Source organism: Methylovirgula sp. 4M-Z18 (assembly GCF_037890675.1).
Taxonomy (GTDB): Bacteria; Pseudomonadota; Alphaproteobacteria; order Rhizobiales; family Beijerinckiaceae; genus 4M-Z18.
Genome location: NZ_CP149574.1, coordinates 1,695,311 through 1,718,121, shown reverse-complemented (window position 1 = coordinate 1,718,121; position 22,811 = coordinate 1,695,311). Strand labels below are relative to the sequence as shown.

General features: G+C 60.9%; 26 protein-coding genes. 9 read left to right on the top strand and 17 right to left on the bottom strand.

Going from position 1 to position 22,811, the window contains the following annotated elements; all coding sequences use genetic code 11:
* From V9T28_RS07880 to V9T28_RS07860, 5 genes are all read left to right on the top strand, one after another.
* The gene (locus tag V9T28_RS07880) at positions 1-282 is read left to right on the top strand and encodes an addiction module antidote protein (RefSeq protein ID WP_116398459.1); all 282 of its coding nucleotides are present in this window, start codon (positions 1-3) and stop codon (positions 280-282) included.
* 14 nt (positions 283-296) lie between these two features.
* On the top strand, positions 297-929 hold the full coding sequence (locus tag V9T28_RS07875) for a ribonuclease HII (RefSeq protein WP_116398458.1): 633 nt from the start codon (positions 297-299) through the stop codon (positions 927-929).
* Positions 930-1,063: 134 nt separating this feature from the next.
* A complete protein-coding gene (locus V9T28_RS07870; RefSeq protein ID WP_116398457.1) occupies positions 1,064-2,242 on the top strand; it encodes a site-specific DNA-methyltransferase in 1,179 nt (392 codons plus the stop codon).
* Positions 2,243-2,273: 31 nt separating this feature from the next.
* The gene (locus V9T28_RS07865) at positions 2,274-2,516 is read left to right on the top strand and encodes a DUF4160 domain-containing protein (protein ID WP_116398456.1); all 243 of its coding nucleotides are present in this window, start codon (positions 2,274-2,276) and stop codon (positions 2,514-2,516) included.
* Positions 2,500-2,763 (top strand): DUF2442 domain-containing protein, encoded by a 264-nt coding sequence (locus V9T28_RS07860; protein WP_445242155.1) that lies wholly within the window; start codon positions 2,500-2,502, stop codon positions 2,761-2,763. Before V9T28_RS07865 ends, V9T28_RS07860 begins: the two co-directional genes overlap by 17 nt.
* Positions 2,764-2,787: 24 nt before the next feature.
* Here V9T28_RS07860 and V9T28_RS07855 read toward each other — a convergent pair whose 3' ends face one another.
* Both V9T28_RS07855 and mutY read right to left on the bottom strand, forming a co-directional pair.
* Positions 2,788-3,024, bottom strand: a complete 237-nt coding sequence (locus V9T28_RS07855) for an Imm74 family immunity protein (protein WP_116398455.1) — start codon at positions 3,022-3,024, stop codon at positions 2,788-2,790.
* Entirely contained in the window at positions 3,021-4,073 is a 1,053-nt protein-coding gene (mutY, locus tag V9T28_RS07850) for an A/G-specific adenine glycosylase (RefSeq protein ID WP_116398454.1), read from the bottom strand. Before mutY ends, V9T28_RS07855 begins: the two co-directional genes overlap by 4 nt.
* A gap of 56 nt (positions 4,074-4,129) precedes the next feature.
* On the opposite strand from mutY, the gene V9T28_RS07845 reads away from it, so the two are divergent.
* Entirely contained in the window at positions 4,130-4,636 is a 507-nt protein-coding gene (locus tag V9T28_RS07845) for a DUF721 domain-containing protein (RefSeq protein WP_116398453.1), read from the top strand.
* Positions 4,637-4,873: 237 nt separating this feature from the next.
* Here the strand turns inward: V9T28_RS07845 and ggt are convergent, their stop codons facing one another.
* The 5 genes from ggt to V9T28_RS07820 form a co-directional block, all read right to left on the bottom strand.
* On the bottom strand, positions 4,874-6,586 hold the full coding sequence (gene ggt, locus V9T28_RS07840) for a gamma-glutamyltransferase (RefSeq protein WP_116398452.1): 1,713 nt from the start codon (positions 6,584-6,586) through the stop codon (positions 4,874-4,876).
* Between the two features lie 19 nt (positions 6,587-6,605).
* A complete protein-coding gene (locus V9T28_RS07835; RefSeq protein WP_158554660.1) occupies positions 6,606-6,758 on the bottom strand; it encodes a hypothetical protein in 153 nt (50 codons plus the stop codon).
* A 172-nt stretch (positions 6,759-6,930) separates the two neighbouring features.
* Positions 6,931-7,683, bottom strand: a complete 753-nt coding sequence (locus tag V9T28_RS07830; RefSeq protein WP_116398451.1) for a FadR/GntR family transcriptional regulator — start codon at positions 7,681-7,683, stop codon at positions 6,931-6,933.
* An 82-nt stretch (positions 7,684-7,765) separates the two neighbouring features.
* Positions 7,766-9,634, bottom strand: a complete 1,869-nt coding sequence (locus V9T28_RS07825) for an ABCB family ABC transporter ATP-binding protein/permease (protein ID WP_116398450.1) — start codon at positions 9,632-9,634, stop codon at positions 7,766-7,768.
* A gap of 150 nt (positions 9,635-9,784) precedes the next feature.
* Positions 9,785-11,002, bottom strand: coding sequence for a LysM peptidoglycan-binding domain-containing protein (locus V9T28_RS07820; protein WP_116398449.1), 1,218 nt, complete (start codon positions 11,000-11,002; stop codon positions 9,785-9,787).
* A 96-nt stretch (positions 11,003-11,098) separates the two neighbouring features.
* Between V9T28_RS07820 and V9T28_RS07815 the strand changes: the two genes are divergently transcribed.
* Complete coding sequence (locus tag V9T28_RS07815; RefSeq protein WP_199499912.1) at positions 11,099-11,698, top strand: LOG family protein; 600 nt, start codon at positions 11,099-11,101, stop codon at positions 11,696-11,698.
* Between the two features lie 239 nt (positions 11,699-11,937).
* Entirely contained in the window at positions 11,938-12,432 is a 495-nt protein-coding gene (locus V9T28_RS07810) for a hypothetical protein (protein ID WP_116398448.1), read from the top strand.
* Between the two features lie 194 nt (positions 12,433-12,626).
* On the opposite strand, the gene cimA is transcribed toward V9T28_RS07810, so the two are convergent.
* The 3 genes from cimA to cysS are packed head-to-tail and all read right to left on the bottom strand — an operon-like array spanning position 12,627 to position 16,091.
* Complete coding sequence (gene cimA, locus V9T28_RS07805; protein ID WP_116398447.1) at positions 12,627-14,216, bottom strand: citramalate synthase; 1,590 nt, start codon at positions 14,214-14,216, stop codon at positions 12,627-12,629.
* Positions 14,217-14,218: 2 nt separating this feature from the next.
* Positions 14,219-14,686, bottom strand: a complete 468-nt coding sequence (locus V9T28_RS07800; protein ID WP_116398446.1) for a GNAT family N-acetyltransferase — start codon at positions 14,684-14,686, stop codon at positions 14,219-14,221.
* A gap of 34 nt (positions 14,687-14,720) precedes the next feature.
* Positions 14,721-16,091, bottom strand: a complete 1,371-nt coding sequence (gene cysS, locus V9T28_RS07795; protein WP_116398445.1) for a cysteine--tRNA ligase — start codon at positions 16,089-16,091, stop codon at positions 14,721-14,723.
* Between the two features lie 294 nt (positions 16,092-16,385).
* Here cysS and V9T28_RS07790 point away from each other — a divergent pair, with 294 nt between their 5' ends.
* Positions 16,386-16,721 carry a hypothetical protein gene (locus tag V9T28_RS07790; protein ID WP_116398444.1) on the top strand — a complete coding sequence of 112 codons (336 nt, stop codon included), beginning with the start codon at positions 16,386-16,388 and terminating at the stop codon, positions 16,719-16,721.
* Positions 16,722-16,753: 32 nt separating this feature from the next.
* Here the strand turns inward: V9T28_RS07790 and V9T28_RS07785 are convergent, their stop codons facing one another.
* The 7 genes from V9T28_RS07785 to V9T28_RS07755 all read right to left on the bottom strand — a co-directional run bounded on the left by V9T28_RS07785 (position 16,754) and on the right by V9T28_RS07755 (position 22,768).
* Complete coding sequence (locus V9T28_RS07785) at positions 16,754-17,170, bottom strand: NINE protein (protein ID WP_116398443.1); 417 nt, start codon at positions 17,168-17,170, stop codon at positions 16,754-16,756.
* A gap of 211 nt (positions 17,171-17,381) precedes the next feature.
* Entirely contained in the window at positions 17,382-17,951 is a 570-nt protein-coding gene (locus V9T28_RS07780) for a CreA family protein (protein ID WP_116398442.1), read from the bottom strand.
* A gap of 381 nt (positions 17,952-18,332) precedes the next feature.
* A complete protein-coding gene (locus tag V9T28_RS07775) occupies positions 18,333-18,506 on the bottom strand; it encodes a hypothetical protein (RefSeq protein ID WP_158554659.1) in 174 nt (57 codons plus the stop codon).
* A 2-nt stretch (positions 18,507-18,508) separates the two neighbouring features.
* On the bottom strand, positions 18,509-20,257 hold the full coding sequence (locus V9T28_RS07770) for an NAD+ synthase (RefSeq protein WP_116398441.1): 1,749 nt from the start codon (positions 20,255-20,257) through the stop codon (positions 18,509-18,511).
* 70 nt (positions 20,258-20,327) lie between these two features.
* Entirely contained in the window at positions 20,328-20,681 is a 354-nt protein-coding gene (locus V9T28_RS07765) for a diacylglycerol kinase (protein WP_158554658.1), read from the bottom strand.
* 2 nt (positions 20,682-20,683) lie between these two features.
* The gene (locus V9T28_RS07760) at positions 20,684-22,075 is read right to left on the bottom strand and encodes a class II 3-deoxy-7-phosphoheptulonate synthase (protein WP_116398439.1); all 1,392 of its coding nucleotides are present in this window, start codon (positions 22,073-22,075) and stop codon (positions 20,684-20,686) included.
* Positions 22,076-22,537: 462 nt separating this feature from the next.
* On the bottom strand, positions 22,538-22,768 hold the full coding sequence (locus V9T28_RS07755; RefSeq protein ID WP_116398438.1) for a hypothetical protein: 231 nt from the start codon (positions 22,766-22,768) through the stop codon (positions 22,538-22,540).
* Between the last annotated feature and the right edge of the window lie 43 nt (positions 22,769-22,811).

The window sequence follows — 22,811 nt, the reverse complement described above, 5'->3', positions numbered from 1 at the left end:
ATGTTCAAATTGCAACGCGACGATGCGGCCCTTTGCGTGCGATCCGAAGCTGACATTCGAGCGCTTATCGACGATGTTGCGCAGACCGACGATCCTATGCGGCTGATTGGCGCGCTCGACGAGATCGCGCGCAGCCGGAACATGAGCCAACTGGCGCGCGACTGCGGCCTGTCGCGGGTTGGTCTCATCAAGGCCCTGGCGCCGGGCGGCAATCCGGGCTTTATGACAATTGTCAAAGTGGCGCAGGCTTTGGGACTACGAATCGTCATCACGGCGCGATAACAGGAAGCGAGGGTATGAAGCAAAAGAGCGGTCCCGATTTCACCCGAGAACATGCGCTGATCGCACGCGGCTTTCCCTTGATTGCCGGCGTCGATGAAGTGGGCCGCGGGCCGCTCGCCGGACCGGTGACGGCCGCGGCGGTCATCCTGAATCCCGATGATTTGCCCCAAGGTCTCGACGATTCCAAAAAGCTTTCGGCCAAAGCCCGCGTGCAGCTTTCCGATGCGATTCATGCCAAGGCGCTCGCCGTCGCGGTGTCCTTCGCACCGGCGGCCGAAATCGACCGATATAATATTCGCGGTGCGGCCCTCCTCGCCATGCGCCGTGCAATTGCCGCGCTAACGCGTGCCCCGGCACATGCGCTGATCGATGGACGCGACACGCCGCCCGGCCTGTCTTGCCCGGCGACCGCGGTAATCAAGGGTGACGCCCTCAGCCTTTCCATCGCCGCGGCCTCGATCGTCGCCAAAGTCGCGCGCGACAGGTTGATGGAGCGGCTCGATCACTTCTGTCCCGGCTATGGCATGGGCCAGCACGCGGGCTATCCGACACAAAAACACCGTGCCGCCATTGCCGTGCTTGGACCAAGCGGCTTCCACCGGATGAGCTTCAAGCTGCTGAGCAACGAGCCCCCAGCAACGATCTGATCCGCGCCTTTTAAGTGCTTCTTAGCAAAGCCGTATCGAATAGGGACAGCTAAAACCCCGTCCTTAAACGTCATTTTTACCAAACCCGGACGAGTGTCGTCACGTCAGTAGCGCGTATCCGGGTTTTGAAGTTCATGCGTTCCATCCGTGCCGTGCCGACCGGCGAGAAACCCCAGATTCAGGTAGTGCGTACTGGGATTTCCGCCGCCCGGTCTCTTTCTGTAAACGAACTTCCGCTCAATCAGATCTTGCGCGGCGATTGCACGGCCTCAATGAACGACCTGCCTGCAAAGAGCGTCGATCTCATTTTCGCCGACCCGCCCTACAACCTACAGTTGGAAGGCGGCCTCACCCGGCCCGATCAAAGCCATGTCGATGCGGTCGATGACGATTGGGACAAATTCGCCTCCTTCAAGGATTACGACACGTTCACCCGCGATTGGCTCAGCGCCGCGCGCCGCGTCATGAAGGACAATGCGACAATTTTCGTGATCGGCTCGTATCACAATATTTTCCGCGTCGGCGCGATCATGCAAGACCTCGGCTTCTGGATCCTCAACGACATCGTCTGGCGCAAGGCCAATCCGATGCCGAATTTCCGCGGCCGCCGCTTCACCAACGCCCACGAAACGATGATCTGGGCCTCGAAAAGCGCCGCCGCCAAAAGCTACACATTCAACTACGAGGCGCTGAAAGCCGGCAACGACGACGCTCAGGCGCGCTCCGACTGGTACTTTCCGCTCTGCACCGGCGCCGAACGCCTCAAGGACGCCGCCGGCCGGAAGACCCATCCAACGCAAAAACCGGAAAGCCTGCTCGCGCGCGTGATCTTGAGCGCCTCGCATGCCGGCGACACGATTCTCGATCCCTTCTTCGGCACCGGCACGACCGGCGCCGTAGCCAAGAAGCTCGGCCGGCATTTCATCGGGCTCGAGCGCGACGAAACCTATATCGCGGCGGCGCAGGCGCGCATCGATGCGGTGACGCCGCTCGCAGCGGCTGTCGTCGCCGCGGCCCCGGCCAAGCGCAGCGAACCGCGTGTCGCCTTCTCAGCAGTGGTCGAAGCGGGCCTCATCGCACCGGGCACCCTGCTCGTCGACGAAAAGCGCCGCCACAAGGCGCTGGTGCGCGCCGACGGCACATTGGCACTCGGTCAAATCATCGGCTCGATCCACAAGATCGGCGCGCTTGCTCAAGGCCTGCCGGCCTGCAACGGCTGGACCTTCTGGCACCACGAGGTGAACGGCCGCCTAGTGCCGATCGACGATGCGCGCAGCACAATCCGCACGACCATGCGCGAGGCTGCGGAATAGGTGCGGAATGATAACCACATAGAGAATGTGAATGCCCGTTGTCTTTCGCAGTGAAGGTTTCCGCTTTCACTTCTATTCGGACGAAGGAAACCCACGCGAATCAATACATATCCATGTTGCCCAAGCCGGAGCCGACGCTAAATTCTGGCTGTTTCCCGAGGTGCTATTAGCATATAATCGGGGCTTCGACGCTCGAACGATCCGGCGCTTGCAGGACATTGTGTCAGATCATCGCAGTGAGATTGAGGAAGCGTGGAATGAGTATTTCGGTTAGAGCGACCGCCGTCCGTTTTGACGATGCTCAAATGTGGGTTGAGCTGGAAGACGGCCGCACTATCGGCGTTCCGCTCGTATGGTTTCCGCGTTTGCTCCGCGGCACCCCCGAACAGCGCTCCGATTACTTCATCAGCCCCAGTGGCCTCCATTGGGACACCCTTGACGAAGATATTTCGATAGAGGGGCTTTTGGCCGGACGCGGCGATCTGACGCGCCCCAGGTCCTCAAACTCGCACGTGGCATAGGCGCGAGCGGCGCCCAAGACGCCCTCACTCGAACTCGACCTCAAGCCCCTTCGCATCGAAGGCGAGTTCGATCATCTCGCAAATCTGGTTCAATTCCTCGACCGAGATTTCTTCATCGTCATGGGGCGGATCCCATACGAGAATGTCGTCGAGCGGCACCACCACATCGGCGCCGTCCGCATCGCCAAGCACAAGTTGCACGGTCAGATGGCGTTCGCCCGCAATGATCTTCACCGAGCTTTCCAAAATCTCGATTTTCATAAGCAACCTCGCGCCGCTTTTGCGACCTTCACGAAGACGGTCGGCAGCGCCTCCCGCAGCAAAGACTCCTCACGCACCCAGCGGCATCCTTCCGGCGGCGCAGCCTCATTTTCCACCTTGGCGAAATAGACATCAAGCCGCAATGCAAAATGCGTGAAAATATGCGTCACCGGGTCCGGCGCGCGCCGGAACACGCGCCCGAACTGCCGCACCGTGGCCGGTTGGCGGTATTGCCCCGCATCGACCCATTCGGTCCCAGGAAATTCGGTCATGCCGCCCAGTAGGCCCTTCTCCGGCCGTGTGCGCACGGCGATCATGCCATCGTCGCGGCGCAGATAAAGCGCCGCCCCCGCCCGCTCCGGCCGCGCCGCTTTGGGCGCCTTGACCGGATAGGCCTCCATCGTACCCGCGGCGCGTGCCTGACATGGTCCACTCAAAGGGCATAGCGCACAGGCCGGACGCTTTGGCGTGCAGATCGTCGCGCCAAGATCCATCATAGCCTGCGCGAAATCGCCGGCGCGCGCCTGCGGCGTGATCCGGTCCGTAGCCACGCGAATGGCGGCCTTGGCCTGCGGCAAGGCTTCGCCGATACAAAAGAGCCGCGTCGCCACCCGCTCGACATTGCCGTCGACCACCACCGCACGCTTGCCGAAGGCGATCGCCGCGATCGCCGCCGCCGTGTAAGGGCCGATGCCGGGCAATTTGCGCAATTCCACTTCGTCGGCGGGGAATTGGCCGCCATGCTCGGCCACCACTTGCCGGGCGCAGGCATGCAGATTGCGGGCGCGGCTGTAATAACCAAGCCCCGCCCAGGCGCGCATGATGTCTTCGCTCGGCGCCTCCGCGAGCGCCTGCACCGTCGGCCAGAGGTCAAGAAACTTCGCGTAATAGCTCTTGACCGCCTCGACGGTCGTTTGCTGCAGCATGATTTCCGACAGCCAGACGGCATAAGGATCGGGTTTCGCCTTACCGCGCACGCGCCACGGCAAATGGCGGGCATGCTTGTCGTACCAAGTGAGCAACAGATCTGACAGCGTGGGAGATTCCATGGAGGCATTGGTAGCAAAAACTAGGTATTTTACCTAGGGCCTGTTATTTTCCCTCCATGTTCACGCCGCGCAAACGCTCTTTCACAACGCCGCTCGCCGATTTCGTCGAGCCGCATTTGCAGGGCGTGTTCGCGCGCAAAGGGTTTTCGGAAACCGGATTGATTTTAAGCTGGCCGGAGATCGTCGGCGAGCGCTTCCAAGACGTTTGCGCGCCGCTCGCCGTGCAATGGCCGGCGCGGCCCAAGACCCATACACCCGATATGCCGCAGCCGCCCGCCACCCTCGTGGTGCAGGTGGAAGGCGCCTTCGCCGTCGAATTGCAACATCTCGCGCCGCTGATCGTCGAGCGGGCCAATGCCTATCTCGGTTGGCGCTGCATCGGCCGCCTCGCGCTCAAGCAAGGGCCGATCGTGCGGCATGCAAAAGAAAAGCCGCCCCAGGCCCCGGTGCCGCCGCGGGCGCTCGAACAAGCGGGCGAAGCAACGCGCGGCATCGAGGACGAAGCCTTACGCGACGCACTTACCCGTCTCGGCGCACATATTCTGGCGCGCGGGAAGCGGTAGCATAGCATATCGATATACATCGGAATGGCACGCGTTCCGATGCTTGACGGACCAACATGATCTCGACGGTTCCGTGTCAATGCGCTTCGCTGCAATGACATCACGTGATGTGACATAAGCTGGTGCTATTCAGCGTAAACTGTTTCAGGCACTTGAGCGGAAAACGCCGCTGGACTTATACCCAGCGGCGCTCATTCTTCTAAACCACCGTCCGGCGGCTTTTATTCGCGTGCAGGCTTAACGGATCACGCGCGATACGCCGCGACCGCGGGGATCGGATGCCGCATCTATGTTTTTCCCGTCGACCTTGATCACCTGAATATCGCCGCTGAAATCCTGGGCTTTTAGCGTGTAACCCCGGTCTTCGATCTGCTTGGCCAAGTCACCAACGATCGGATGATACGGCTCATAGAAAATCGTGTTTGGCGGCAGCAGCTGATGATGGAAGCGGAACGCGCCGACCGCCTCTTTCAGCGGCAAGTTGAAGTCATACATATTCGAAATAACCTGGAAGACCGACGTGAAGATACGCGAGCCGCCCGGGGTACCAATCACCACCGCGACCTTGCCATCTTTCGTCATGATGGTCGGGGTCATCGAGGACAGCGGCCGCTTCTTGGGCGCGATTGCGTTCGCATCGCTGCCCACGACGCCGAACATATTCGGCACCCCAGGCTTCGACGAGAAGTCGTCCATCTCGTCGTTGAATAGGATACCTGTCCCATCCGCAACGACACCTGAGCCGAACCAACCATTCAGCGTGTAAGTGTTCGACACCGCATTGCCCCATTTGTCGACCACTGAGAAATGGGTCGTCTCAGCCTTCTCCGGCATTTTTGTCCCTAGCCCGGGCTGTACGCTCTTGGTATCGGACGGCGCCTTCGGGTTCACCTCCGCCGCGCGCTTCGCGATGTATTTATCGTCGATCAATTGCGCGATCGGCACCTTATAAAAATCCGGGTCGCCCAGATACTGAGCGCGGTCAGCAAACACGCGCTTTTCCTCTTCGGACACCAGATGCATGTACTGGGGCGAATTCAACTCAACCCCCGCGAAATCCGCTTTAAGATCCTCCTTCATCTTCAGGAGCTGCAACAGCGCAATGCCGCCCGAACTTGGAGGTGGCGCGGTAATGACGCGATAGCCATTCCAACTGGCCTGAATCGGCTGGCGCCATGTTGCTCTGTACTGTCCCAGATCTTCCTTTGTGATCAGTCCGCCGCCTTTTTTCATCGCGTCAGCGATAAGCTCCGCAGTCTTTCCGGTGTAAAATCCCCTGGCACCTTGTTCCGAAATACGAGTTAGCGTCTCGGCTAGTTCGGGCTGTTTGAAAGTTTGCCCGGTCTTCATAGCGCCGAAATACTGCTCAAAATTCGTTTTGCCCTTAAAATCCTTTTCGGCGTCGATAGCCCGTTCTTCGAGCAGCTTGTCAACGACAAAGCCGTCACGTGCGTAGTGAATCGCCGGCGCAACCACCTGCGCCCATTTCAACTTGCCAAAACGCTGATGCGCCTCCCACAGACCGGCAACCGTTCCCGGCACGCCTATCGCGCGATCGCCAAATAGGCTCATGCCCGGGATCACTTCGCCGCTTTTGTCCAGATACATATCCTTGGTCGCGGCCAGCGGAGCGCGTTCGCGATAGTCGATGAAATACGGCTTGCCGTTCATATAGATGGTCATGAAGCCGCCACCGCCAATATTGCCGGCTTCGGGGTAAGTTACGGCCAGGGTCAAGGCGATAGCCACGGCCGCATCTACGGCATTCCCCCCTTCCTTGAATATTTCTTGGGCGGCATCGGCGCTGAATTCATCGGCGACGGCGACGGCCGAACCATCCAGGATCGCGGCTTGCGGCGGCTTTGCATAGACCGGCGCATTCGGCAGAAAGCTGACAGAAGCAGCGGTCGCCAATGTGGCAACGAATGCTCCGAAACGATTGGTGCTCATATAGTCCTCCCCGTTTGTCTTATTCGACCTGCAAAAATACCAGTGTGATGACGTCGCGCTTGCCGTGTTCGCTTTCAATCGGCGCTGCCGAAGCGGCGAAGACGGGGATGAGCGACGCGAAGGTGGGTGAGAAAGCAAGAGTAAGTGCAAAGGCCCTGGGGGCACGTGACATTGGATCCTCCGGAAAACCCGTCTTGGTATTTTGTGGCCGATACTCGGCCGAAAGGTACAATAATTAGACCATTGACCCAGCGTCAATGCCGCAATCTGGGTAGGCGATTTGCAAAATTGCTGGCCAGTGAAAGGCTCTGCGGGTGGTCATCGGCACGATCTCCCGCCCCTGCCTACGACCTCGGCAAAATGGCCAGCATGGCGTCCCGGGTATCCTCGATATGGCGCTTCATATAGGCCGCCGCCGCCACTGGATCGGATTTGCGCACGGCATCAAAAATCTCGGGATGCCAATCGTTGACGAAAGACTCCAGACGGGCGAACACCCTGCCGATTGGCTTCAGCAGCGATGCGCGCGCTTCCTCCACTGCCCGAGCCAGAAAAGGATTGCCAGAGGCTCTGGCAATAGCGAGGTGAAAATCCGTGTCGCAGGCCAGGAACCGTGCGACATTTGCCAAAGTGGAACGGCTCTCGGGCGTCGCGCACATCGCCGTCATTTCATCGAGCACGCTGGCGAGATGGGTGAGATCGTCCTCCGACCGCCGCTCGGCCGCAAGCGCAGTGGCCGCGCATTCGTTGGCCAACCGATATTCGAAAATATTGTCGATCAGCACGCGCTGAGCCCCGACATAGGCAGCAGCCTCTGCCGCGCTCAGGCCGCTCCAGCCCAGCACGACAAGCCCGCCGGTCGCACCGCGTTTCACCTCGAGGATGCTTTCGCCTTCGAGAACCCGGATCGCTACGCGCAACGTGGTACGCGACACGGCGAGCTGCGCCGCCAGATCGCGTTCGGGCGGCAATTTGTCGCCTGGCAGAAACCGGCCGAGGAAAATCGCCCGCCGAATGTGCTCGGCAACCAATTCATGGGTTGCCGTGGCTTTCACCGCCCCGATAGCGGCAATCGGTTGGGTGTCGCGTCGTTCCAATTCGGCGGAATCCAGGCTGTCGTCGGCGCAAATGCCGACGCGGCACTATAGAAAGCCCCCGCGACGCGTCAAATGCGCCTTCTCAGGCGGTAAGTGCCACGCGGACGCTCTTGCCTTCGGCTTCCGCCGCCTGACGGATCTTCTCCTGCGCTTCGTCCACTTCGCGCTGGCGGTTCCACAGGGCCGCGTAGATTCCTTCTTTCTCCAGCAACTCGTCGTGGGTGCCGCGCTCGGCAATCATGCCTTGGTCGAGCACGATGATCTCGTCTGCATTCACCACGGTCGACAGGCGATGCGCAATGACCATCGTCGTGCGGCCTTTCGAAACGCGGTCGAGCGCCGATTGAATCTCGCGCTCGGTGAACGTGTCGAGCGCCGAGGTCGCCTCGTCCAAAACCAGAATTGGCGGGCCCTTCAAAATCGTACGCGCGATCGCGACGCGCTGCTTCTCGCCGCCCGAAAGCTTCAAGCCGCGCTCGCCCACCTGCGTATCATAGCCCTCGGGGAGCGCACGGATGAAATGGTCGATTTGCGCCATCTGGGCTGCGTCGTGAATGTCGGATTCAGAGGCTTCCCAGCGGCCGTAACGAATGTTGTAACCGATCGTGTCGTTGAACAGCACCGTGTCCTGCGGCACCATGCCGATATGGGCGCGCAAGGACGCCTGCTGCACGTTGTCGATCGCTTGGCCGTCGATCAGAATGTGGCCCTTCTGCGGCTCGTAGAAGCGGAACAGCAGGCGCGACAAGGTCGATTTGCCGGCGCCCGAGGGGCCAACGATCGCAACCGTTTTGCCCGCCGGAATCTCGAAGGAAACGCCTTTGAGAATGGGCCGCATCGGATCGTAAGAAAAGTGAATATCCTCGAACCGCACATTGCCCTCGCGCACCTGCAGGGCCTGCGCGCCGGGCTTATCCTGTATTTCCGGATTCTTATCGAGCATGTCGAACATCATCTCGATATCGATCATGGCCTGCTTGATTTCGCGATACACCGTGCCGAGGAAGTTGAGCGGCTGACCCAATTGCGCCATCATCGTCACGATAAACATGAACTGGCCAGCCTTCGGCCTAGCGTCGCCCGGACTCATGATCAACAGCAGCAGCATGGCAGCAAGACCGGACGCAAGAATAATCGCCTGCCCGGTGTTGAGCACCGAGAGCGAGCGATAGGTCTTCACGCTCAGCTTTTCATAGCGCGCCATCGAATGATCGTAGCGCTGCGCCTCGCGCTGTTCGGCGCCAAAATATTTCACCGTCTCGAAATTCAAGAGCGAATCGATTGCCTTGGTATTCGCATCCGAGTCGCTTTCATTCATCGATTTGCGAATCTTGATGCGCCAGTTCGTCGCGATGGTCGTGTAGGTAACGTAGACAATGATCATCACGACGACGACGGTGAGGTAACGCCAATCGAACACTTCCAAAAGCACAATCGCAGCCATGAGGAACTCGACAATCGTCGAGATCAGCATCTGCATCGTCATCCGGGCGATCGTCTCGATTCCGTTGCGGCCGCGCTCAATAATGCGGGTCAGACCGCCGGTCTTGCGTTCGAGGTGAAAGCGCAGCGACAGCCGGTGCAGGTGCTGGAACACTTCGTCCGCCAGCGCGCGCACTGCATGCATCGCGACGGGCGCGAACACGGCGTCGCGCGCTTGCGTCAAAACGGCCATCAAGATGCGGAGCGCCCAACCCGAGACAACCCAAAACAGCGCTGTGGCAATGACGTCGCTGGTCAGTGCATCGGTGGCCCATTTGTTGGCGAAGGGCACGACCTGGTTGGCAAGCTTGCCCAGAAACATCAGACCGAGGGACGCGACCACCATCATCTGCAGATCGCGTCTGCTGCTCGACCACATATACGGCAAAAGGTTGCGGATGATGGCGGTCAGCGACCCTTCGGACGAAACGCGGCTGGCCTTATTGGGCGTGGATACGGGATCGGACATGCAAGAATGTGCCAATTCGGGCTAGTTTAGACGCGTTCTATATAGGCCCTCGGTCGGAAAAGCATAGTCCGGAGTAAATCCCGACCCGAGCGCAACCTCCCAGGCCGTCGGATCCCGCGTCGTGTGTCACGGCCTTGAAGGCCGCCCCCTTCAAATCCCCTGCCCTTTCCCATCCTTCGGCAAAACGAAAATTTGCCCCGGGAAAATCAGGTTCGGATTGCGGATCTGGTTGGTATTGGCCTCGTAGATCTGCGTGTAGCGCAGGCCCGCGCCATAGACTTTCCGGCTGATCCGCCACAGCGAATCGCCGCGCTTCACCGCGGCGGTCGAGATTTCGGGCAGCACGACATTGGCAGGCGGCGTGGCAGCCGCCCCGGTTGCCGAAGCAGGCGGAATGCCGGCGGTCGGCGTCGCTGCGTCCGGATGGGCGGGCGCCGCGTTCACCCCAGGTGTCGGCGCAGCGGTTGTGGCGACTCCGGCCTCCCCCATCTGGAAAGTCACCCCCGCGCGCGACAGGACTTTGCCGTCGTCGGCCACCGCATCGGCGCGCACGTCATAGCGCCCCGGCGTCACGCCGCGGCCGATCTTCAACGACCAGAGCCCGTCGGAACCCGCCGTCACCGCCGCGACGAATGTGTCGTTCAAATAGATCCAGACTCTGGCGCCAGGGCGCGCGCTGCCCGACGCATAGAAGCTACCCTTCTGCTCTGCCTCGACGGAGCGGATCGCCACCGTGTCGCTGCCGGCAACGGGTTTGTGCGAATCGGAGAGGATCTTGGTCGCCTCACCGGGCTGCGCCAGCGCGACGATCACATCCTTCTTCTGCGGCTCCGGTACGGAGACCGTGACATTCTGTTTCGAATCGACGGGCTTCGCGTCTTTCGATACCATCCGCAAGGTCAGAAGGTGAGCGCCGGGGCTGAGGTTTTTCGGCACGAAGGCGAATTGCCCATTGTCGTCGGCCTTGCCGCGATCGACCTCGTCGGGCCCGTCCAACAAGATGACGTCGGTGTCGGCAAGCGCCTGGCCGGCGACCACGGCCGAACCGTCGGGCTCAACCCGCACCACGTCGAAATGCGGCAGATCCGGCGATGCGGCTTGAGCGGCCGGAACGGCGGGCGACGCAGCCGGTTTCGTTTGCGCCCCAGGCAGTTTCTCGGCAACGACGGGAGCAGGCGGCCCGGTCTCGCCCGGCGTGACGGCCGGTACCGGCGCAGCGGACTGGGCCTTTCGCTCCAACGCTGCAACCGCAGCCGACTTCAGGACGCTCGCCTCCTGATAGTTTTGCCAGCCAATAGCCGCGAGTCCTCCGGTGACCACGACCGCAGCGATCGCAGACCATAAAACCGGAGCCGGATAAGCCTTCATTCTGCCCTCCCTTTGGTGCAGTGTATCCCCATCATCCACGGCACGCCAATAATCTATACGGTTGACCACACCACATTGCACAGGCGAAAACAGATCATGACGATTCGAAACATTTGCGTTTATTGCGGCTCGTCGGGCGGGCACGATCCGGTCTTCGTCAAGACCGCGGAAACGCTCGGCCGCATGATGGCGGCAGCAGGCATCGGCCTCGTCTACGGCGGCGGTAATCTCGGCCTCATGGGCACCGTCGCCCGCACCGTCCTGGCCCAAGGCGGCCATGTCATCGGCATCATTCCCGACTTTCTGCGCACCCGCGAAAACATGATCGAAGGCGCGCAGGAGCTGGTGATCGTTCCGGACATGCACACACGCAAGATGATGATGTTCGAGCGGGCCGACGCGTTCATCGCGCTGCCCGGCGGCATCGGCACCTTGGAAGAGCTTGTCGAGCAGCTCACCTGGGTCCAGCTCAATCAGCACGACAAGCCCGTCCTGATCGCCGACGTGCGCGGTTTCTGGAAACCGCTCCTCGGCCTGCTCGCCCATATGCGCGAGGAAGGCTTCATCCGCTCCGGCTTTGAGGTGAAGTATCTGGTGTCGGAGAAGATCGAAGACGCGATTCCGATGATCGAGGCCGCCGCGGCGCGCAATGCGCTCAAGGACAAGCCGCATCTAGAACTGACGCATCCCGTTTGAGGAAGGCGATCGGCGCCGCGCCTTCCTTCTTCCCGCACACAAACCGGGGATACTCGGTTTGTGTGCAGTCCTGATGCTGAACTCGGATGAGCCCGAGTTCCGTCGGAGAGAAGGGACACAGCACGCCCCTATGAATTTCGCCATCGCTGCCCTAACATCGCCGCAATACGCGCTAAGCGTAGACATGGGGCGGATCGGGCCGTCTTTTCAATATGATCAATCGAAGATCGGGAGGCGTTATGTCGTCTAAAAAGTTTGCATCTCTTCTCGCCGTGACGCTGCTTTGCGCCGCGGTGGCTCCGGCCTATGCGCAAACCCTCCAGCTTCCTCCTTCGACTCCCGCCGCGCCCGCGGCCCCTGCCCCGGCTCCCGCGCCCACGGCACCAGCAGTCACCGCGCCGGCCGCTCAAGCCGCGCCCGCCGCCGAGCCGGCCGCGACGCCGGCCAAACCCAAGAAGCGGGTCGTCAAGAAGAAGGCAGCAGGCGGTGGCGTCGTCACGATCACCAACAACCGCAGCGTCGGCCTGACCGAACTCACCGCGACACCGACTGCGGACGCTAAGGCGAAGCCGCTCGTCATTCGCGGGCTGAAGCCGGGCGCGTCGAAAAATATCTCGGTCGGCAGCAAAAAGGCTTGCGTCGTCGATCTGCAAGGCACTTATGACGACGGCACGACGATGGAATCTTCCGGCGTCGATATCTGCGCCGACAAGAAGCTGAACTTGACGGATTGACCACGAATCTCGGAGCGTCATTGCGAGCGAAGCGAAGCAATCCATCCCCCAGTCAATCGACTGAAGCGTGGTTTGTTGCCGTTCGTTTCGCGTCGCAGCGGCTCCGACCGTGGTTAAATTTCCGTCTGCTGGGATGGATTGCTTCGCTTCGCTCGCAATGACGGCGCAGTGGCTCGTAACAGCGCGGCACAGATTCAGGCGCGCGACTTCAGCAATTTATAAACGATCGAATCGGTCAGCGCCTGGAACGACGCGTCGATAATGTTCGCCGACACGCCCACCGTCGACCAGCGGTTGCCGGCAGCATCGCCAAATTCGATCAGCACGCGCGTCACCGCGTCGCTGCCGCCCTGAAATACGCGGACGCGGAAATCGATGAGTTCCGCGTCATCGATATATTTCTGGTATTTGCCCAGATCCTTGCGCAACGCGAGATCGAGCGCGTTCACCGGACCATTGCCTTCCGCGGCCGAGATCAGCACCGTGCCGTCGATATTCACCTTCACGATCGCTTCCGACACGCTGACCAACTCGCCGAACGCATTGTGGCGACGCTCGACATTCACGCTGAAGCGCTCGACCTCGAAGAAATCCGGCACTTCGTCCAGGATGCGCCGCGCCAGCAACTCGAACGACGCATCCGCGCCTTCATACGCGTAGCCAAGCGCTTCCTTCTCCTTCACCGCATCGAGCAGACGCGTGACGCGCGGATCGTCCTTGCGCACCGCGACGCCGAGCCGTTCGAGCTCGGCGAGGATATTCGATTTGCCGGCCTGGTCGGACACGAGCACGCGCCGCATGTTGCCGACCGATTCCGGCGTCACATGCTCGTAAGTGCGCGGATCCTTCAACACGGCGGAGGCGTGAATACCCGCCTTGGTGGCGAAGGCCGACGCGCCGACATAAGGCTCATGCCGGTTGGGCGCGCGGTTGAGCAGTTCGTCGAGCGTGTGGCTAACCTTGGTGAGCGTCGTCAGTGTCTCATGTGTCACGCCGATGTCGAAATGGTCGGCAAAATCGCTTTTGAGCAACAAGGTCGGGATCAAGGTCACGAGATTGGCGTTGCCGCAGCGCTCGCCAAGCCCGTTCAGTGTCCCCTGGATCTGCCGCGCGCCGGCGCGCACCGCGCAAAGCGAATTGGCGACTGCATTGCCCGTGTCGTTATGCGCATGAATGCCCAAATTGGCCTGCGGCACCTGCGCCTTGACGTCCGTGACGATGCGCTCGACCTCGTGCGGCAGCGTGCCGCCATTGGTGTCGCACAGCACAACCCATTGCGCGCCAGCGTCAACCCCCGCGCGCACGCAGGCGAGCGCGTAATCGCGATTGGCCTTGTAGCCGTCGAAGAAATGTTCGCAATCGACCATCACTTCACGGCCTCGCGCGATTGCGGCGCGCACCGATTCGGTGATGCCGTCGAGATTCTCTTCGAGCGTGCAGCCGAGCGCCACACGTACCTGGTAGTCCCAGCTCTTCGCCACGTAACAGATCGCATCGGCATCCGCGTCGAGAAGTGCCACGACGCCAGGGTCATTCTGCACCGAGCGGCCGGCGCGTTTCGTCATGCCAAAGGCAGCGAACCGCGCTTTCATTTTCGGCTTCGCCGCGAAAAACTCCGTGTCGAGCGGATTGGCGCCCGGATAGCCGCCTTCGACATAATCGACCCCGAGCCCATCGAGCAGCGCCGCGATCTGGCGCTTGTCGGCGAGCGAGAAATCGACACCCGTCGTCTGCGCGCCGTCGCGCAGGGTTGTGTCGTACAGATAAAGGCGTTCCTTGGGCATCGTCACGCTTTCAGCTTCTTGATCATATAGGTATTGGACAGAACCACATCCTCGCGCACCAGGCTCTGGCGCCGCTGCGGCACGTAACCGCGGTTCTTGAAGAAATCATGGGCGGTATCGCTCGCATCGACGCTGATCGCCTCGAGGCCGCGCGCCGCGCCAAGCCTTTCGAGGGCGTCCGCGAGCACCGTGCCGACGCCTTGGCGCGCCGCTTGCGGATGCACGTAGAGCATCGTGATCGCGCCCTGATCGAGCGAGGCGAAACCGGCGATCTCACCGTCGTTTTCCGCGACGATGGTGAGCGCGTTGGCGAGCTTTGCGCCAAAGGCCGCCTCGTCGTCGGCCGACGCCATCCAGGCCTCGCGCTGATCCTCGTCGTAATCCTCCTCGGTGAGCACTTCGATCGAGAGACGAAAGAGTTCCGCCAGCGCCGGGCCGTCGGCCGGCAGCATGGGGCGAAGGGTGGTCATGGCTGCGCTCCCCAAGATTGGACGCGATCCCTTCTCACCGCTTCACCTCCCAGCTCGTGGTGCCGTCCTTGTTGTCCTTCAGCGCGATGCCCTTGCCGGCGAGGTCGTCGCGAATGCGGTCGGACTCGGCCCAGTTCTTGGCCGCGCGGGCGGCGAGCCGGGCCGCGATCTGCTCCTCGATCCAGGCGACATCGACGGCGGTTTTTTCGACCTCGTCGACCCAAGCGCTCAAACCCTCAAAGCCCAGCGCGGCCAGATTGTCGGCGAGCCTCTGCGGGTCGGACTTCATCGCATGCAGGTGCATGATCGCGCCATGGGTGTTGAGATCATCGCCCAGCGCCGCAACCACTTCGGGCGCAAGCTGCGGCTGCGGCACCAGTTTGTGGGTGAGCTTGGCCCAGGCCCAAAGCGTGTTCTCGGCCTCCTCCAATGCGGCCACCGTCCAATCGATCGGCTGGCGGTAATGGGTGCGCAGCATGGCGAGGCGCAGCACCGTGCCGGGCCAAGAGCGCCCGCCGAACACATCTGTGCGCAGCAGCTCGTTGATGGTCACGAAATTGCCGAGGCTCTTCGACATTTTCTCGCCTTCGACCTGCAGGAAGCCATTATGCATCCAAACGTTGGCCATCACATCGTGGCCGAAGGCGCAGCGGCTCTGGGCGATCTCGTTCTCGTGGTGCGGAAAGACGAGGTCGATACCGCCCGCGTGAATGTCGAACACTTCGCCCAAATGCTTCCACGACATGGCCGAGCATTCGATGTGCCAGCCCGGGCGCCCGCGGCCCCACGGCGACTCCCAGCCGGGCTCCTGCTCGCTCGACGGTTTCCACAACACGAAGTCCATCTCGCCCTTCTTGTAGGGCGCGACATCGACCCGAGCGCCCGCAATCATGTCGTCGAGCGAGCGGCGCGACAGCCGGCCGTACTCCTGCATGCTCGGCACATCGAACAGCACATGGCCCTCGGCCGCATAGGCATGGCCGGTCGCAATCAACCGCTCGATGATCGCGATCATCTCGGCAATATGCTCGGTTGCGCGCGGCTCGACGGTGGGGCGCAGGCAGCCGAGCGCGTCGGCGTCGGCCCGGTATTGCGCCTCGGTCACCTTGGTGACGGCGCGGATCGCCTCGTTCAGCGGCAGGTCGGGATAGTCGCGCGCCGCCCGCGCGTTAATCTTGTCGTCGACGTCCGTGATGTTGCGCACATAGGTGACCTGGCCCTCGCCGTAGAGCTGGCGCAGCAGCCGGAAGAGCACGTCGAAGACGATGACCGGCCGGGCGTTGCCGATATGGGCATAGTCATAGACGGTCGGCCCGCAGCAATAGAGGCGCACGCGGGTCGGATTGAGCGGGACGAAGTCGTCCTTCGACTTGGTCAATGTGTTGTAGAACCGCAATACCGTCATTCAAGAACCCCATCCATGCGCGCGCCGCTCCAAGCTGGCCTGGCGGTCATACCTCAATGGCGGATGATGTGAGGACAAGACGGCTCTGGCCAGCGTTTGGAAAGCTAGCCACAAATCCCAATAATCTGGTTCTGCAAAGAGCGCGTCATGGCGCGCACCATGCGCGGAGCGTGGGCAAAGGTCAAGTGTCTCTCGTCTCTCATGTCGGGAAGAAAAGTACGCTCCTTAAACGGAATCTTCACTTAGCTGCGCCACAGTTGGGCCATCGATTGTTTTCCTTCGAGTTGCGTTGCCATGACGTTGTTCCGCGTTGCCTCCCGTTTCGCGCTGCTGCCGCTTTGCCTGACCCTTCCCCTCGTCGCCTCGAGCGGCCCCGCGGCCGCAAAACAGACGTTTTACATCGATCCGGCCGACGGCTACGGCGTCGAAGAATGCCTCAGCGGGGGCCAATCCTGCGGCCATGTGGTGGCAGATGCGTGGTGCGAGTCACATGGGCTCGGCGCGGCGGTGGCCTTCGGCAAGGCCGAGGACATGACCGCGTCGATCCTTCCGGCCGCCGCCACGGCAAACGCGCAAAATAACCCACCCAAGCCTGCGCCCGGCACGATCGTCATTACCTGCGGCGAGTGACGTCGGGGACGCGCCTGATCAGGCCGAACCCGTCAGTTCGCGACGGCGGCGGCAAGATTGTCGTTAAAATTCCGTACGATCCGCGGAATTAAGAAGGCGTCCACCAGCATCCAGATGCCGATGGCGCCAAAGCCGATAAAGCCAGTCAGGCCGATGTCGGTGAGCACGGTCAACGCCGAAAGAATCAGCAGGCCCAACATCACCAGTGCCGAGGCCCTGCGCTGCAGATAAAGCCGATGGCCGCCCAAGCAGCCGAGGAAAAACCAGACCGCATAGGCCGCTGCCAAAGATTTCTTATTGCAATTATAGCGCGATATCCGGATCGCATCGGCCGAGACCAACCGCATCCATGGCGGAGTCGATATGATCGCCGATTGATCAGAGACAGGAGAATTCGCTGTCAGCACACGTCCGCCGCCGCAGTCCTGCGCGCCTATCTGGTCCAACATGGCATCCCCACATAAAAGCGCATTACGCTCGCCCCAGCCAACACTTTAGTCAATGGAAAACCTCGTTATGTGAATTTTTGCACATAAAGAGGCTTCTTTACAGGGATAAAATATATTAGGATCCCTGGTTCGCACTTTTAGCGCGAGCGGTAGCGCGCGCCACATCGGGCAGAGCCGATGCATGAGCCGTGCCATATCCCGTGAGAGTCGCCTATTTGTTCAGCCAATCCGCGCATTTCACGGCTTCGCCGGTCTGCCCCCAAGGCTGGATCGGCACCGTGGAAGTGGAATTTTTTGGCGAACCGTCGACGAGTTTGTCGGTATAGACCATGTAGACGAGCACGTTGCGCTTGGCATCGCAGCCGCGCACGATCTGCATTTTCTTGAAGATCAGCGAGCGCCGCTCGCGATAGACCACATCGCCCTGGTCGAATTTTTCCTTGATCTTGATCGGCCCGTATTGCCGGCAGGAGAGCGATACGTCCGAGGTTTGCTCGGCCACCCCGAGCGTCCCGGCGACCCCGCCCTTCTCAGGCACGGTGTAATGGCACGCCACCCCGTCGACCACCGGATCGTCGATACCATAGGTCGCCAGCTTGTCGTTCGGGGTCAGCAGCCGGAAGACGGTGGATTTGCGGAAGATCAGGTCGGGTTCCTGGGCGGCGACAAGATGCGGCGCGAGAACGCTGCCGAGCAAACAGGCAAGAGCAATAAGCGGACGACATAGGCTCACAATCGAACTCCACAAAAATTTAGTGGCTTGGCTCCCTGGGTCACGCATTCTTTCTTCTCGTCAGTTACTTTGGGCCAGCGTTTAAACTATATTCGGCCTATAAATGTGACATCTGGTCGCCAATTCTCTATTATAGGCATGATATGCTTCGACGCCTCCGGGCATTCCACGGGTATTACCGGTTGGTGAGACTTCCGTGTAGTATTTGTTCTGCACGTCGGCCAAGCAAGCTTGTGTGGCTTTATCATAGGTAACTTGCGTTTGCGGTGGAGCGCAGGCTGCAACACTCAAAATAGCAAAGAGAAGTGCCGCCACCCTCGATAATGTTATTTTCATTCTACCCCCGAGAATAAGCAAAATTATGCTCTTTTCGTTCTCATAATTCTTGCAGCAGAGCGGGATTAGATTTTTACATAGAAGCGCTCAGCATCAAGTCTTCAGAGCGGCTTCCTGCCTGTCGCTTTTCAGTTCATCTTGCGGCTTTACAGCACTCTTTTCAACTTTTGGAGTTTTAATCCCGCGTTTCTTGAACGGGTCATTGCCAAAAGGCGCCTTCGATTTGGTGCGCGACTGCAATTGGTTGAGATTGGGTAATTTTCGCATGATTACTCCTCGAACCGTTCGGCCCCGCCATTGCCCTTCGCCGGCGCGATGCTCTTGTCCGGCGCCCGAGCTGGCAGGCCCGGATCGCGGAATTTGTTGACGATCGGGTAGCGGCGGTCGCGGCCGAAATTCTTGTGCGTGACCTTGACGCCCGGCGCCGATTGCCGGCGCTTGTATTCGGCAAGATACAAAAGCCGCTCGACTTTCCTGACCACGTCGAGCGCATGGCCGCGCGCCACGATGTCAGAGACGCGCATTTCCGCTTCCACCAGGCATTCGAGAATATCGTCCAGCACCTCGTAGGGCGGCAACGAATCCTGGTCCCTCTGGTTCTCGCGCAATTCGGCGGTCGGCGGCTTGGTGATGATGTTTTCCGGGATCACGATGCCGTCGGGCCCGAGCGCGTCTGCCGGCTTCCAGCGGTTGCGCAAATGGCACAGGCGGAAGACCTCCATCTTGTAGATGTCCTTGATCGGATTGAATCCGCCATTCATGTCGCCATAAAGCGTCGCATAGCCGACCGACATTTCCGACTTGTTGCCGGTTGTCACCACCATCGGCCCGAATTTGTTCGACACCGACATCAAGAGCGTGCCGCGCGTGCGGCTTTGCAGATTCTCTTCCGTGATATCGTTCGGCCGGTCGCCGAAGAGCGGCTTCAGCATCGCCTCCATCGCCTCGACCGCTGGCGCGATCGGAACGATGTCGTAGCGCAGCCCAAGCGCCGTCGCGCAGTCAGCAGCGTCCTTGAGGGATTCCTTCGACGTGAAGCGATATGGCAGCATGATGCAATGCACCTTGTCCGCACCGAGCGCATCCACCGCCATGGCGGCGCAGAGCGCCGAATCCACGCCGCCGGAAAGGCCCATCACCACGCCGGGAAAGCCGTTCTTCTGCACATAGTCGCGCAGGCCCATAACGCAGGCGGCATAATCGGCTTCGTCCCCCTCCTCCACCAGGACCTTAGGTCCTTCGGCGCAATGCCACCCCTTCGACCCGCGCTCCCACACGGTCTTCGCCACCTGTGCGCGGAAGAGTGGCATTTGCACGGCAAGCGAGCAATCGGGATTGAGGGCGAAGGAGCCGCCGTCGAACACGAGTTCGTCCTGGCCGCACAACTGGTTGAGATAGATCAGCGGCAGGTGGCTTTCCGTCACGCGTCCAGCGGCGATCTGGATGCGCTCGCCGTTCTTGTCGCGATGGTAGGGCGAGGCGTTCGGCACCAGCAGGATTTCGCCGCCCGTCTCGTGAATGCACTCGACCGGGTCAGGCCCCCAAATGTCCTCGCAGATCGGAATGCCGATGCGCACGCCCTTGAAGACGACGGGGCCCGGCATCGGGCCGGGAACGAAAATGCGCTTTTCGTCGAATACGCCGTAATTGGGCAGATCGACCTTGAAGCGCACCGCCTCGATGCGGCCGTTGTTCAACAGGGCGCAGGCATTGTAGAGCGCATCCCCCTCGACCCAGGGCAGGCCAAGGAGCACCGCCGGCCCGCCGTCCGCCGTTTCGCGCGCCAGATCCTCGCAGGCGGTCCGGCAGGCTTCCTGAAAGGCGGGTTTCAGCACGAGATCCTCGGTCGGATAGCCGGCGAGGAACAATTCGGAAAACAGCACCAGATCGGCGCCAAAAGCCGCCGCCTCCTTGCGCGCGGCGCGCACGCGATCCGCATTGCCGGAGACATCTCCGACCGTGCAGGGAACTTGGGCAAGAGCGATGACGAGGCGATCGACAGGAGGGCTTTGAGTCATGGTGGGAGATGTAGCTTGCGGAAGGACGGCGAGCAAGGGCGAGCTAAAAGCTCGCGGCCCAGTCAATCCGCTATCCCGTCACCCGCTCCCACAGCGCCAACAGCCACAGCGCGCCGCCCAGCACCATCACGATCGCGGCTGCCGCCGAGCCCATGTCCTTGATGACCTTGATTTGCGGATGCAGGTTCGGCGTCACGTGATCGCACAATTTCTCGACGCAAGTGTTGAGAAGTTCGAGCGCGATCACCAGCATCACCACGCCGATCAGCGCGATGCGGTGCCAGCCGTCGCCGGTCAGCCAGAAGGCGAGCGGCACGGCGGGGATGAGAACGAGTATTTCATCACGCACCGAGGGCTCGGTGCGGAACGCATGGATGAAGCCGTTCAGCGAATTGAACAGCGCGGCCACATAGCGCGCGAACACGCCTATTCCGCCGCCTGGACGCTTTTCGGCCGCACCGCACTGAGCCGTTCGGCCTTCAGCAATTCGGCCACCAGGAACGCGACTTCGATGGCCTGTTCGGCATTGAGGCGCGGATCCACATGGGTGTGGTAACGGTCGCGCAGATCCGCATCCGAAATGGCCCGCGCACCGCCGGTGCATTCGGTGACGTCCTTGCCGGTCATCTCCAGATGGATGCCGCCCGCATAGGTGCCTTCGGCCTGATGCACCGCAAAGAAGGTCTTGATCTCGGACATGATGCGGTCGAATGGCCGCGTTTTGAAGCCGGTCGCGGCGGTGATCGTGTTGCCGTGCATCGGATCGCACGACCAGACCACCTTGCGCCCCTCCTTCTCCACGGCGCGGATGAGGCCCGGCAGATGGTCCCCCACCTTGTCCGCGCCAAAGCGGCAGATAAGGGTGAGCCGGCCAGGCTCGTTGTCCGGGTTCAGGATGTCGATCAGGCGGATCAGTTCCTCGCCCTTGAGCGAGGGGCCGCATTTCATGCCGATCGGGTTCCTGATGCCGCGGAAATAGTCGACATGGGCGTAATCGGGCTGGCGGGTCCGGTCGCCGATCCACAGCATGTGGCCGGAAGTCGCGTAATAATCGCCGGTGGTGGAATCGATCCGCGTCATCGCCTGCTCATAGCCGAGCAGCAGCGCCTCGTGCGACGTGTAGAAATCCGTCTGGCGCAGTTCGTGGTGCTGCTCCGGATCGAGGCCGATGGCGCGCATGAACCCGAGCGTCTCGGTGATGCGCTCGGCAAGCTCCTCATAGCGGCCGGATTGCGGGCTATCCTTGACGAAGCTGAGCATCCAGCGATGCGCATTCTCCAGATTGGCATAGCCGCCATTGGCGAAGGCGCGGATGAGGTTGAGGGTCGCCGCCGATTGGCGATAGGCCAAGAGCTGACGTTGCGGGTCGGGCTCGCGGGCCGCAGCCTCGAATCTCAGGTCGTTGACGATGTCGCCGCGGTAGCTGGGCAGCTCGACGCCGTTCAGCCGCTCCACATTGGACGAGCGCGGCTTGGCGAATTGGCCGGCGACCCGCCCGACTTTCACCACCGGCGAGGCGGCAGCGAAGGTCATGACCACCGCCATTTGCAGGAACACCCGGAAGAAATCACGGATATTGTCGGCGGAATGCTCGTTGAACGTCTCGGCGCAGTCGCCGCCCTGCAGCAAAAAGGCCTCGCCCGCGCTGACCTTGGCGAGCGCCTGCTTCAACTTGCGCGCCTCGCCGGCAAAGACGAGGGGCGGGAAACCGGCCAATTGCTTTTCGACCTCGGCAAGTTCGGCCAGGTTCTTATAGGCGGGCATCTGCTCGACCGGCTTCGAGCGCCAGTTATCGGGCGTCCAACGCGCGTGTCCCATTATGTTTTCTCCGAAAAATCGTCGCCGCTCTATACACGAGCAATTCCGGCTTGGCGAGCGGCCCGGCGAAAGAACGGATCGCCCGGTCTGCCAGCCATGGGTGGCGCTAAAACGGGTGACGGGCGGTGCGCGTGCTGCTGGAAATACAGGCGGCTGGACCGCGAGCTTGCGGTCCGCAAACGCTTGTATGGTGCTTCCGCGCAAATTGGGCCTGCCGATTTACTGTCTGGAGATGCGCGGCTCATGCAAGCTCGAGTTACCGATACCATTGAGCACGGCAAGCGCGCGGCCCGGATCTCTCCGCTTGTTGGCGAAGACGAATGACTGGGGCTGAGGGGAGGTTCGCTGCCGCGGATCGAATGAAGGAGAATTTTTCAGTTTACCAACAGCAGCGATGAGACGGCGTGTTATAGACTTCGTCCCTCTCCCCACATGTTGAGGAGAAGGAAGCGCAACTTGCGATCAGTTGGTTAAAGTCTTCTTCTTGAGCATTTGCTTTGCGGCGACGACGCCGATCTGAATCACCAGTTCCCCGGATTCATTGCGCACACGGATTTTGCATCCGGGTTGATCAAAGTTCTGCGCAAGACGCGCGATTTTCGGCCAGGCTGATTTTGGTTCTGCGAGAGCGACGGAACGCTGCAGAGCCAGCATCGTATCGCCCTTGATCACTTCAAAATCATAATACTCCATATTGGCTCCTCCGTGATGGACGGCCCTTCATGAGCTCTTCAAC